At 42.1% G+C, this 12,350-nt stretch carries 11 protein-coding genes; all 11 read right to left on the minus strand.

Going from position 1 to position 12,350, the window contains the following annotated elements:
* Positions 1 to 12 precede the first annotated feature (12 nt).
* The 11 genes from kdpB to CLV32_RS10565 all read right to left on the minus strand — a co-directional run bounded on the left by kdpB (position 13) and on the right by CLV32_RS10565 (position 11,545).
* On the minus strand, positions 13 to 2,043 hold the full coding sequence (gene kdpB, locus CLV32_RS10515) for a potassium-transporting ATPase subunit KdpB (protein ID WP_133555162.1): 2,031 nt from the start codon (positions 2,041 to 2,043) through the stop codon (positions 13 to 15).
* Between the two features lie 7 nt (positions 2,044 to 2,050).
* Positions 2,051 to 3,769, minus strand: a complete 1,719-nt coding sequence (gene kdpA, locus CLV32_RS10520) for a potassium-transporting ATPase subunit KdpA (protein WP_133555164.1) — start codon at positions 3,767 to 3,769, stop codon at positions 2,051 to 2,053.
* A gap of 30 nt (positions 3,770 to 3,799) precedes the next feature.
* Positions 3,800 to 3,877: a K(+)-transporting ATPase subunit F gene (gene kdpF, locus CLV32_RS23470; protein ID WP_133555593.1), complete on the minus strand. Its 78-nt coding sequence runs from the start codon at positions 3,875 to 3,877 to the stop codon at positions 3,800 to 3,802.
* A 273-nt stretch (positions 3,878 to 4,150) separates the two neighbouring features.
* Positions 4,151 to 5,080: a bestrophin family protein gene (locus tag CLV32_RS10530; protein ID WP_133555166.1), complete on the minus strand. Its 930-nt coding sequence runs from the start codon at positions 5,078 to 5,080 to the stop codon at positions 4,151 to 4,153.
* 16 nt (positions 5,081 to 5,096) lie between these two features.
* Positions 5,097 to 5,579 (minus strand): hypothetical protein, encoded by a 483-nt coding sequence (locus CLV32_RS10535; RefSeq protein WP_133555168.1) that lies wholly within the window; start codon positions 5,577 to 5,579, stop codon positions 5,097 to 5,099.
* Between the two features lie 87 nt (positions 5,580 to 5,666).
* Positions 5,667 to 7,025: a sensor histidine kinase gene (locus tag CLV32_RS10540; protein WP_133555170.1), complete on the minus strand. Its 1,359-nt coding sequence runs from the start codon at positions 7,023 to 7,025 to the stop codon at positions 5,667 to 5,669.
* A gap of 3 nt (positions 7,026 to 7,028) precedes the next feature.
* Positions 7,029 to 7,703, minus strand: a complete 675-nt coding sequence (locus CLV32_RS10545) for a response regulator transcription factor (protein WP_133555172.1) — start codon at positions 7,701 to 7,703, stop codon at positions 7,029 to 7,031.
* A gap of 105 nt (positions 7,704 to 7,808) precedes the next feature.
* A complete protein-coding gene (locus tag CLV32_RS10550; RefSeq protein ID WP_133555174.1) occupies positions 7,809 to 9,149 on the minus strand; it encodes a sigma-54-dependent transcriptional regulator in 1,341 nt (446 codons plus the stop codon).
* Complete coding sequence (locus CLV32_RS10555) at positions 9,095 to 9,718, minus strand: GNAT family N-acetyltransferase (protein ID WP_133555176.1); 624 nt, start codon at positions 9,716 to 9,718, stop codon at positions 9,095 to 9,097. The genes CLV32_RS10550 and CLV32_RS10555 overlap by 55 nt, the downstream gene beginning before the upstream one ends.
* A gap of 181 nt (positions 9,719 to 9,899) precedes the next feature.
* Complete coding sequence (gene obgE / locus CLV32_RS10560; RefSeq protein ID WP_133555178.1) at positions 9,900 to 10,898, minus strand: GTPase ObgE; 999 nt, start codon at positions 10,896 to 10,898, stop codon at positions 9,900 to 9,902.
* A gap of 77 nt (positions 10,899 to 10,975) precedes the next feature.
* Positions 10,976 to 11,545 (minus strand): adenylate kinase, encoded by a 570-nt coding sequence (locus CLV32_RS10565; RefSeq protein WP_133555180.1) that lies wholly within the window; start codon positions 11,543 to 11,545, stop codon positions 10,976 to 10,978.
* Positions 11,546 to 12,350 lie beyond the last annotated feature (805 nt).

Here is a 12,350-nt window from a genome sequence, read left to right on the forward strand (position 1 = left end):
GTATTAAAAAGATTAAACCAGCAGCCCTACTGCCATGTCAATGAGTTTGATGCCGATAAAGGGAGCAACAACACCACCTATACCGTAAATAAACAGGTTTCTGCGTAGCAGAGCCGTTGCACCAATTGGTTTGTAGGCAACACCTTTCAACGCAAGCGGGATCAGGATCGGGATGATGATCGCGTTGAAGATTACTGCCGACATGATTGCGCTCTCCGGACTATGCAGTCCCATAATGTTCAGGCTTTGCAACGCAGGTATCGAGGCAATAAATAATGCAGGTACAATGGCGAAATATTTAGCAACATCGTTGGCAATTGAAAAGGTTGTCAGCGTTCCCCTGGTAATCAGCAACTGCTTACCGATCTCAACAATTTCAATCAGTTTGGTTGGATCATTATCCAGATCCACCATGTTACCCGCTTCTTTCGCAGCCTGAGTTCCACTGTTCATCGCTACACCAACATCCGCCTGTGCAAGTGCCGGCGCATCATTGGTACCGTCGCCCATCATCGCTACCAGTTTTCCTAACGCTTGCTCGTCTTTGATGTAATTCATTTTATCTTCAGGCTTGGCCTCAGCAATAAAATCATCCACACCAGCTTTTTCAGCGATATATCTGGCGGTTAATGGATTATCACCCGTAACCATCACTGTTTTAACACCCATTTTGCGTAGACGCTCAAAACGTTCGCTGATCCCTGGTTTGATGATATCCTGTAACTCAATAACGCCCAAAGCTTTTTCATTTTCCGAAACCACCAATGGTGTTCCACCGTTAGAAGCAATACGTTTTACCATTTCTTCAATGTCCGCCGGAAAAACATTTCCTGCTTTTTGAACAATGTTTTTAATGGAATCGAAAGCACCTTTTCGGATTCTTCTGCCGTCGAGCGTATCCAATCCACTTGATCGGGTTTCGGCAGTGAACTTAATGAAGGCAGATCCTTGTGGTGCCACACTCATTTGTTTATCGTCCATACTTTTTGCCAGCTCTATAATCGACTTACCTTCTGGCGTTTCATCAGCAAGAGAGCTCAGCACGCAAGCTTCCAGAAATTGATTTTTATCAGCACCGGAAGTAGCAGAGAAGTTTGTCGCCTTACGGTTACCAATAGTGATGGTCCCGGTTTTATCCAGTAATAAGACGTCGATATCACCTGCAGTCTCCACAGCTTTACCTGATTTAGTGATCACGTTGGCTCTTAAAGCGCGATCCATTCCTGCAATACCAATAGCAGATAATAAACCACCTATCGTAGTTGGGATCAGGCAGACAAATAAAGAAATTAGTGCTGCAATGGTAATCGGCGTATTGGCATAGTCTGCAAAGGGTTTCAAGGTTACGCAGACAATGATGAAGACAATGGTGAAACTGGCTAGCAAGATCGTTAAGGCGATCTCGTTAGGTGTTTTTTGGCGCGATGCTCCTTCTACCAAAGCAATCATCTTATCCAGGAAACTTTCGCCTGGCTCGGTGCTTACGCGCACTTTGATCTGGTCAGACAGCACTTTAGTACCACCGGTTACGGACGACTTATCACCACCGGATTCACGGATCACTGGAGCAGATTCCCCAGTAATCGCTGATTCATCAATGGTAGCGATACCTTCGATAATCTCACCGTCAGTAGGAATGGTGTCTCCTGTTTCGCAGAAAAATACGTCGCCTTTTTTCAACTGACTAGAAGAACGCATTTCGATACTTCCGTTTGCTAAGATAAATTTCGCCGGAGTTTCCTCTCTTGTTTTTCTCAAGCTATCAGCCTGAGCTTTACCCCTTGCTTCGGCAATAGCTTCAGCAAAATTGGCGAACAGCACCGTAAGCAGCAGCACCAGAAAAATAAAGAAGTTATAAATGGCAGATCCCTGACCGGTATGGTTGAGCGAATAAATGGTTACATACGCCATAATTAGCGTTCCAACCTCTACGGTAAACATGACCGGATTGCGGACCATCACCCTTGGATCTAATTTGATGAAAGATTGTTTTAGCGCAGTTTGCACTAAAGCGGGTTCAAATAATCTATTTGATTTGTTCATTATCGTATTAATTAAAAAGCGTAAAATATTCTGCTAATGGACCTAAAGCGAGCGCCGGGAAGTAAGACAGAGCGTTCAATACCAGAATTACCGCCATAGTCATGATAGCAAAGGTTTTTGTATCCGTTTTTAAGGTTCCTGCAGATTCAGGAATGAATTTTTTAGTGGCAAGTAAACCGGCAATAGCTACTGGGCCGATAATTGGAAGAAAACGTCCCAATAGAATAATAATGCCCGTAGTTACATTCCAGAACATATTGTTATCACCTAAGCCTTCGAAACCAGAACCATTGTTTGCATTTGATGAAGTGATCTCATATAACATTTCGGAAAACCCATGGAATCCAGGATTATTTAACCAGGCTTTAGGCTGCACTGCCCAGGCAGCATCGCCATGTGTTGTAAATACATACGCTGCAATAGCTGTTCCCGCAAGAATCATAAACGGACTTAGTAAAGTTATCAGTGCTGCAATCTTAATTTCGCGCGCTTCAACTTTATGGCCCAGAAATTCAGGGGTACGTCCTACCATCAATCCGGAAATAAATACTGCTATAATCAGATAAATAAAATAGTTGAGCAGTCCCACACCACAACCTCCGTAAAAGGAGTTGATCATCATGCCCAGCAATTGCCAGGTACCGCTCATCGGCATTGTGCTATCGTGCATGCTGTTTACCGAACCAGTAGATATGATGGTGGTGACTGTACTCCAGTAAGCTGAAATCGCGGGTCCAAACCTCACTTCCTTGCCTTCCATGGCACCGGTAAGCTGTGAAACACCCATTTTGGCTATTGCCGGATTACCACCGAGCTCACTACTCATCATTGGAATGAGCAACATCAGCATCCCGATTGTCATTACGCCAAAGATTGTCCAGGCTAATTTTTTACGTCTGATGAAATAGCCAAAAGCGATAACCATCGCAATAGGTATAATTACCTGTGCGATCAGCTCTACAGTATTGGTTAGGTACGACGGATTCTCTAAAGGATGGGCTGAGTTGGCTCCGAACCATCCTCCACCATTTGTTCCCAGGTGTTTAATTGCAACAAATGCTGCAGCCGGTCCACGGGAAACATTTACGGTATCACCCTGAAGGGAGATAAACTGATCTTTACCTGCATAACTGGAAGGGGTACCATTAAAAGCTAGAATTAATGCAACAACAAGCGATAACGGCAAAAGCAACCTGGTAATTGCTTTCACAAAGAATTCCCAGAAGTTACCCAGAGCGTTGGTTGTTTTATCTCGAAAGGCTTTGAAAAACACAACAGCGGCTGCAATGCCTGTTGCTGCACTAACAAACTGCAGAAACATAAAGACAAAATGTTGGATGAAGTAGCTCGCGCCGCTTTCACCAGAGTAATGCTGCAGGTTACAGTTGGCCACAAAACTGATGACCGTATTAAAAGCGAGATCCGGCGTCATCGCAGGATTTGCATCTGGATTTAAGGGGAGCTTATCTTGAAAAAGTAACATAAAGAAACCGTATACCAACCAAACCAGGTTGACGGTCATCAGCGCTTTCATGTGCTGTTTCCAGTTCATTTGTTCTTTGATATTGATTCCGGACAGCTTATATATTCCGTTCTCAATAGGTTTGAGGAAGTCTGTCCAGACTTTTTCTCCGGCAAATACTTTTGCGAGGTAGATGCCCAGGGGTATAGCAATTACCAGCGTAAGCAGGTAGGTGGCTACTGTTCCTAATAATTCTGTGTTCATTGTTGTTTGATTAATAAATGCGTAATGCTTTTAAAATTTTTCGGGTTTGATCAGTACGTAAACCATATACAGGAATACCGCAACGGCGATCACTAGGAGGATCATCATAAGGTTTAGATTTTTTCGAACCACTCGATTGATTTGTAAATAACCCAGCTCAGAATAAGGAGGGTGAGAAGGAGAATTAGTGTGATCATATTGCTTTATTTTCAATGGCTAATGCCAATCGCCATACCACCAAAAGCAAAAAATCAGCAAGACGCTGATTATGAACAGATAAAAGAAGATAACTAAAATAGCAAGGGATTATAAACCAAAAAAACCCTTCCATTATGGAAGGGTTTTATCATTTTGAAAATGAATATCTGGTTAGATAGGGTATTAAAGAATGTAGAACAACTTTGATTTTATTGGTCCGCCAGCAGGTAGTTTTTCATCTTGATTAAAGTTGTTTTTTAACATCTGGCTCAGGTCTCTCTCAATATTTCTGGAGATGGTACTAGTTGGTGTATCTGTAGGCTTATTCTCGAATGGATCTTGCAGATGAATGGCCATCTTTTCTATTAAAAAGAATGAACTGGCAATCGCAATCACCAATGGAATTTCAACAATTCCAAAGAATTCGATCAGTCCAAAAGGCAGCAGTAAGATAAACAGCATCACAGAAAAGTGGATGTATACACTGTACGTTGCCGGGAAGATGGTATTCTTGATCCGCTCACAGCCACCCATTTCATTGGAAAAACGCGTTAAGGTATTGTCTAGTTCTACCTGTTGAAAAGAATTGATCCAATCCAGTTTAAAGGCATTCCGTACATCCATACCCTGCAATTCTAATAGCGCCAATGGAACATTGTGATAATTTTTAATTACTTCCATATCTTCTTTAGAAACCAATCGCTGTAATCCGTATAAAGCATCTTGTCCACGTAAGTGACGACTAAGTGCATAACACCAGGCCATTTGTCTTTTGGCCATACGCTCGCAAAAAGCACGCTCCTCTACGGTATCATAGCGGTTGTCCACAAAGGTCAGCAGTTGACGCGTCAGCGTTCTGGAATCGTTTACAATCGCTCCCCAGATGGTCCGTGCTTCCCACCAGCGGTCGTATGCCTGATTTGATTTAAAAGCCAAAAGCAGGGAAATTACAGTACCCAGGATGGTTGGCACGGCAATGGGGATCGAGATTCTCGTGAAATGATAGCTGTTATACAACACTGCAATCAATACAGCATAAATTGTAACAAACGTAGTCTCTCTCCAGATCTTTCCGAAGATGTAACTAATTGGAATATTTTCTTTCAATAGCATAGGTCAGATGTTTTAATTAGGCTTCCATCAATTCTTGTTCAACAGTAGCGGGTACTGCTGATTTTTGAAGTTTGACATCTTTACGGAGTGTCAGCACCGGTAGACCCGATTTTTGGATCAATACCAGGGGATCGATACTTGCTTTATGGATTTTGCCCAAAAAGCAGCAGGCTGGCTCAAGCACGGTGTCTATGTCATGTACTTCCAGGAAATCCCTGAACATGTTCAAGGTAGCGCCATACAAGAATTCTATTTTAATTGATTTAATCTGTGGATACGCTTTTTTGATTGCTGTAGCACCAGCGAAGAAATCGTCACTGATCTGCTCGAAGTCGCGGCTCCGCCTGGATAACATCAGCAGATCCGTAATCGAGTCTGATAATTTAAACACATGAACAAATACAAAGCTGATCTCTTCCAGATCCAGCTGTTTGCAGATGTTAGGAAAACAATCAAAAGAGGATACGTTGAAGTCTGTTGGAACGAGGATGTTTCGCATAAGGCAATGTTTAAAAGGTTAAACTTGTTTTTACTTATGCAATAGTACCTCAGACTTATTAAAAGGGAATAAGACAGGGATTAGAATCTAATTAGAATGTATAGGAAGCAGAATCTGGATCTCTGTACCAATTCCCTGTTCTGAGCGGATGCCAATAGTGCCTTTATGTAACCTGATAATATTTAATGTGAGCGGCAAGCCGATACCATGTCCTTCAAAATCACTGGTATTGGAAGCGCGGAAAAATGGCTCAAAGATATGTTGCTGCTCGTCGTCAGGAATCCCGATCCCTTTGTCGGACACCGCGATCACAATCCGACCATTCTCTACAAAGACTTTGATCTCCACAGGGCTGTTGTTAGAATATTTACAGGCATTCAGTACGATATTGCTTAATGCCAGTTGCAGGAGGTTTACATTTCCTGAAGTAAGCAGCTGACTCTCATCGTCTGGCAACTCATCAAAATTAAGGTCGATCACCCCCTCTGGCTCGATTTTCTTTACAGCATTGGCAACATGCATTACCAGTTCATCAATACGGATAACTTCCCAATTTTGCTTTTTTCCATTAAAGCCGCTCTGAGCAAGTCCGAGTAAGCTGCTTAAAATATGCTCAAGCTTCTCTGCCTGGGAAAGTATTGCTTTTGCCGACTGCTGTGCAGGCTCAGGAAGTCCGTCAATGCCGGTAAGCAGTTCGGTTTCACTAGTCAAAATGGTTAGCGGCGTCCGCAGTTCATGTGAAGCGTTACTCACAAAATTATTTTGTGTCTCAAAGGCCGTCTCCAGCCTGTTCAGCATGTCATTAAAAGTAAGTACCATTTCTGCTATCTCATCCTTACCTTTTGTTTCCGGTAAACGTAAGTGCAGGTTGTTTGCGGTAATATTCTGTACGCGTTTGATGATTGCCCTTACGGGTTTAACGGTATAGAAAGAAAAGACCTTACCAGCCACATACGTCAATATTATTGCGATAACAAAAATAACCAGTAGTACCCGTTTCAGTTCTTCCAATTCTTTGAAACCATAAGGGTCTTCTGCAGCAATAATCACGATATACTGGCCATGGGCAGTATTGAAAAACCCACCGGCATAAAAGTGATTTCCAGCGCTATAGCGCGCCTTTCTGTTGGCAAGAATAGCTTTATAAAAAGAAGTGGATAGTGGCAGGGGCTTTTCAAACCGCCTGTATTCATCAAGCTTTACAATATACTCCCGCTCTTGCGGCAATTTCTCCAGGTAACGGTTACGTACTTCCTGGTAAGGAATAGAATTTTCGTCGGGATGGATCTTAATTTCTGCAGCCAGATTTACCCTGGCTTCCAACCTTTTGAAGAAATCGTCAAAACTGAATTCAGACACAAAATAAAAAATGGCCGCATTCATCAATACCAAACCAATCGTGGTAATGGAAAAGAAGACCAGCGTTATTTTTGTCTGTAGCTTCATGATTTAGAATTTCAACATATATCCACGGCCAAAGACTGTTTGTATGAGCTTTTGTTCATGTCCGCTATCTACCTTTTTGCGCAGGTAATTTACATACACGTCAACAACATTGGTTCCCATGTTAAAGTCGATATCCCACACACTCTCCAAAATCTGAATCCTGGACAAAACCATGTTCTGGTGTTTTACAAAATATTCCAGCAAACGATATTCCGTTGCGGTCAGTGAAATGGATTTTTCATTTCTTTTTACAGTCCTGCTCATAACATCTACTTCCAGATCGCCTACCGTAATCATATTTTTAGGTGCCGGGGTTGATTGACTCCGCCTTACCAAAGTCCTGATCCTTGCTTCCAGCTCAGCAAACTTGAATGGTTTTACCAGATAGTCGTCAGCACCACTATTTAACCCGGTTACAATATTTTCTGTGCTCGACAATGCAGTCAGCATTAATATAGCCACATTATCGTTTACTTTCCTGATCTCTTTACACACTTGTACCCCATTCATGCCTGGCAGCATTACATCCAGGATGATGAGGTCAAATTGGTGGCGTACAGCCATTTCCAGTCCGGTTATGCCATCCGCGGCAGCACTTACATCCATATTTGCCTCGGTTAGTCCGCGGACAACTACAGACATTAAATCAGGTTCGTCTTCGATCAGTAATACTTTCATTTTCCAGATTTTGCGATAAAATATGCGGTAAAATCAATATACACCGCTTTTAATATCCTTGATGACGAAGATATGACTAAACCTAAAAAAACCTAGGCTTTACAACTACAGGTTTTCCGTAATCTGATATTCTTCTATTTTACGGTACAAAGTGGTTAGTCCAATATTCAAAAGTCTCGCTGTTTCTGTTTTATTTCCCCGGGTATGACTCAGTACTTTTTGGATATGATGTTTTTCTACCGCAGCCATTTCAAAAGAATTCAGTTCAGTTACATTGCTAAAAAACTCAACGGGAAGATATTTTGTACCCAGCACATCTCCATCAGATAGAATTACCAATCGCTCGATCACATTTTTCAACTCCCTGATATTTCCCTTCCAGTTGTGGTTGATCAAAAGCTTCAACAATTTTTCATCCAGACTCAGCTTGGGCTTGTTCACCTTCTGACCAAAAAATTTAAGATAATGCATGGCCAGCAGCTCAATATCGGATTTCCTGTCACGCAAAGCCGGCAACGGTATAATGAAAACCGATAATCTATAATAGAGGTCAAGTCTAAACTTACCTGCATCCGCTTCTTCCTTCAAACTTCTGTTTGTGGCGGCTAAAATCCGGACGTTAACCTGGCTGGTGTGCGTGTCACCTACCTTAATAAAAGTTTGGTTTTCGAGTACACGTAGTAGTTTAGCCTGCAGGTCGAGGTTCATCTCACCAATCTCATCCAAAAATAATGTACCACCGCTTGCTTCTTCAAGAAGTCCTTTTTTATCACGTACAGCACCTGTAAAAGCCCCTGCCTTATAGCCGAACAGCTCACTTTCCAATAACTCCGGACTAAATCCGCTACAGTTAAGGGCAACAAAAGGCTTAAGTTTACGCAGACTTTCCTGATGAATAGCCTGGGCAAAAACTTCTTTTCCAGTTCCCGTTTCGCCGAGAAGGAGTACGGTAGTATCTGTCGCGGCAACTTTGCGCGCCAGACTAATTGATTCCTGGATAGCCTTTGAGTGTCCAAGTATCGATTCGAAATTGAACTGCCTCTGGATTTTACCCTCCAACTCAAAAACCCTGAACTGGAGCGTCACCTTTTCCATAGCTTTATAAACCAGCGGGATAATTTTATCATTATCATCGCCCTTGGTGATATAGTCGAAAGCTCCATTTTTAATGGCCATTACCCCGTCAGATATAGTTCCAAATGCGGTTAGGTTAATGATCTCGACATATGGTTTAATCTTTTTGATTTGTTTAACCAAATCGATACCATTGATATCAGGGAGCTTAACATCAGAAATTACCACACTGATGTCCTGCGACCCAAGGATTTTTAATCCTTCCTTACCCGTTGCAGCCTGAAAAACAGTAAAGCCCTCGAGCTCTATAATCCGTGCTAAAAGGCTACAGATCTTTTTTTCATCGTCGATAATGAGTACGGTTGACTGCATGGTTGGTATTTTTCAACAATATTAGCGATTTCCAGCGGATCAAAGACCATCGCTGTACATAAACAGTTACATCTCTTTTTCTGGCTCAGGATATCGTAATTAACGCATTGTTTGCATCCTTCCCAAAATTGCTCATCCTGAGTGATGTCTTGATAAACGACAGGCTTGAATCCCAGCTCACTATTCATTTTCATGATAGCGGCACCAGAGGTGATGCTAAAAATCTTTGCCTCCGGATAAGCTCTTCTACAGAGCCTGAAGATCCTTTCCTTGATCGCCTTTGCTACCCCAAGCTTTCTGAATTCAGGCGCAACAATCAATCCGGAGTTTGAAATAAAACGGCCGTTATCCCAGCTTTCGTAGTATGCAAAGCCTACCCATTGTTCAGTACTTGTGACGGCAACTACAGCTCTTCCTTCTTTCATCTTCTGAATGATGGATTCAGGTGTACGGTGCGCAATTCCAGATCCTCTAACTAACGCTGAGGCTGCGGTTTCTTTTATGATTTCATTAACATATTTATAATCTCTCAAAGTAGCGATACGAATGAAGATCAATTGATTTTCCATGGTTCTGATATTCTTTGCCAGCACCGAGCACAAGGAATGCCTACCTTAAGCAATAACCAGAAAAACACACTTAAAAGCACTCTGGAAGCCGAAATAAATTTTTAGAGAAAACCCATGACCCTGCCTGACCTTTCCAAAATGAAAAGGGGGCATATCAAAACAGGAGAAAAAAAGTTACTAATTAAGCACCAATCGCTTTCCAGAGCATATCTTTCAGCTCAGCAAGATTCTTCTGAGCAACTGAAGAAATAAAGATCGACGGCAAATGAGCAGGAAGTTCTTTTTTCATTTCGGCCATTAATTCATCGTCCAGCATATCAGACTTTGTAATTGCAAGGACGTGTGGCTTCTGCATAAGCTCAGGATTGTATTGCTGCAATTCTGATTTCAGGATGGCGTACTCTTCAGAGATGGTACGGCTGGTATCAGCAGGCACCATAAATAATAATACAGAATTTCGCTCGATATGGCGCAGGAAGCGGTATCCTAAACCTTTACCTTTAGATGCGCCCTCAATAATCCCCGGGATATCGGCCATCACAAAAGATTTACCACCACGGTAAGCGACTATACCAAGATTTGGAACAAGTGTAGTAAAAGGGTAATCGGCAATTTCAGGTTTTGCTGCGGAAACGACTGACAGCAATGTTGATTTACCAGCATTTGGAAAACCTACTAAGCCAACATCGGCAAGAACCTTAAGTTCTAATACAATCCACTTCTCAATACCTGCTTCACCTGGCTGGGCAAAGCGTGGCGTCTGTTGGGTAGATGTTTTGAAATGCCAGTTCCCTAAACCACCGCGACCACCCGGAGTCAATGTTTTTGTTTCTCCTTCAGCAGTGATTTCAAATAAGACTTCGCCCGTTTCAGCATCCTTGGCAATGGTACCCAGGGGAACTTCGAGAATTTCATCTTTACCAGACTTACCGGTGCTGGTGGAACTCGAGCCACTAAGGCCATCTTCGGCAATAATATGCTTACGGTACTTCAGGTGGAGCAAAGTCCAGAACTGTGGGTTTCCTTTAAGGATGATGTGACCACCGCGACCGCCATCTCCCCCATCGGGTCCACCCGTAGAGGTTAATTTATCACGGTGCAAGTGTGCAGAACCTGGCCCTCCTTTTCCGGAGCGACAGCAAATTTTAACGTAATCTACAAAATTGGAACCTTGTGACATAACCTTTTGATCAATGTGTATTACATACAAATAGCGGGAAGAAAAAAATCGTCCCGCTATTTACATGTTAAGTGTAATTAGTATTTATCTACAACTGCGCAGATTGTATTGAAGATTTCGTCGATATTACCAATACCGTTTACTCTCGTCAATTTATTTTGTGCATCATAGTAAGGCAAAACATGAATAATCTTGTTGAAGTACTCATCAATGCGTTTCTGTATTTTATCTGCCTGGTCATCAACCCTGCCGCTTTCTTTCTGACGGATAGCTACCCTTTTTGTAAGCTCTTCCTGGTCTACGTCAAATGCAATAACTCCTGCAATGCCGCTTCCTTTACTCGCTAAGAACTCATCCAAAACTTCCGCCTGTGGAATTGTTCTTGGGAACCCGTCAAAGATAAAACCCTTAGCATCTGGATTTTTATCTACTTCCTCTTCCAGCATATCAATCGTAATCCCATCAGGAACCAGTTGCCCGTCAGCGATAAACTGACTTACTTTTTGCCCTAGTGGTGTTTGATTTTTGATATGTGCCCTGAACAGGTCACCTGTAGAGATGTGGATCAATTGATATTTCTCGATCAATTTTTCAGATTGGGTGCCTTTGCCTGCACCCGGTGGGCCAAAGAGAACAAAATTCAGCATTCGGGTTGTCTTTAAAAATTAAAAGCCTTTTTTGCCCGGAGGCAGAAAGGCCTTTTCAGTTGATTTAGTAGTTTGCCATACAAAGCCTTCGTTATTGCAAACCGTTTTTTTGTGTTATCGTTTAATAACCCAATCAATAATTCAAATTACTTAGAATTTTGCGCTCATCTCCTAACAAGGCAATCTTTTCAGCGGCTGCAAATATATAATTATTAATTTAAATACAGAGAACTGAGGCTGATAAAGTAGTTCTACGGGCTCTAATTGCGTACGTTTTAACTTAGGTCAAGTACTTACCCCTGCTCAATATCTCAAAAAGATTTAATCCGACAGAATAACATTCTAAAAATGACGTTGAAGGCATCCAGGAAATTACGGAAAAACACCGGATCATATATCGGCGAACTCAGCAACGAGCTGATAAAGACAAAAAAACTTTCAGGTAAAATAGCGTAAACCCTATTCAGTAATCTACTTTTTTACTGTAAACTAATCCCAGTTGACAAGTAAAAGCAGTAAAATAAAAAAATAACACGCTAAATACGTCAAGTAAAACCAGTATAAGACAAAGTATTAGAAAGCTTATAAAACGTTATCGACAAATTATAGGCAAACGGGGCACAAACGGGGGGTTAACGCGCCCTTGACGCGGCATTAACCCGGCTGTTGGGCGCGTTAAGGCCGCATGGATGCCGTGTCTGTCAAGTTTAGACCCCTCGTATGTCGGCATTATGGCTTATACGATCTCCTTAAACTGAGTAAAGCCGCCCTTGTCCTTGATGTCATTTGATTATAAAATTGGAGC

This window comes from Pedobacter duraquae (assembly GCF_004362245.1).
Classification (GTDB): domain Bacteria; phylum Bacteroidota; class Bacteroidia; order Sphingobacteriales; family Sphingobacteriaceae; genus Pedobacter; species Pedobacter duraquae.

Excerpts from the sequence above, each read along its gene's own strand:
- kdpB (WP_133555162.1), bottom strand. The coding sequence starts at position 2,043 with ATGAACAAATCAAATAGATTATTTGAACCCGCTTTAGTGCAAACTGCG.
- kdpA (WP_133555164.1), bottom strand. The coding sequence starts at position 3,769 with ATGAACACAGAATTATTAGGAACAGTAGCCACCTACCTGCTTACGCTG.
- kdpF (WP_133555593.1), bottom strand. The coding sequence starts at position 3,877 with ATGATGATCCTCCTAGTGATCGCCGTTGCGGTATTCCTGTATATGGTT.
- CLV32_RS10530 (WP_133555166.1), bottom strand. The coding sequence starts at position 5,080 with ATGCTATTGAAAGAAAATATTCCAATTAGTTACATCTTCGGAAAGATC.
- CLV32_RS10535 (WP_133555168.1), bottom strand. The coding sequence starts at position 5,579 with ATGCGAAACATCCTCGTTCCAACAGACTTCAACGTATCCTCTTTTGAT.
- CLV32_RS10540 (WP_133555170.1), bottom strand. The coding sequence starts at position 7,025 with ATGAAGCTACAGACAAAAATAACGCTGGTCTTCTTTTCCATTACCACG.
- CLV32_RS10545 (WP_133555172.1), bottom strand. The coding sequence starts at position 7,703 with ATGAAAGTATTACTGATCGAAGACGAACCTGATTTAATGTCTGTAGTT.
- CLV32_RS10550 (WP_133555174.1), bottom strand. The coding sequence starts at position 9,149 with ATGCAGTCAACCGTACTCATTATCGACGATGAAAAAAAGATCTGTAGC.
- CLV32_RS10555 (WP_133555176.1), bottom strand. The coding sequence starts at position 9,718 with ATGGAAAATCAATTGATCTTCATTCGTATCGCTACTTTGAGAGATTAT.
- obgE (WP_133555178.1), bottom strand. The coding sequence starts at position 10,898 with ATGTCACAAGGTTCCAATTTTGTAGATTACGTTAAAATTTGCTGTCGC.
- CLV32_RS10565 (WP_133555180.1), bottom strand. The coding sequence starts at position 11,545 with ATGCTGAATTTTGTTCTCTTTGGCCCACCGGGTGCAGGCAAAGGCACC.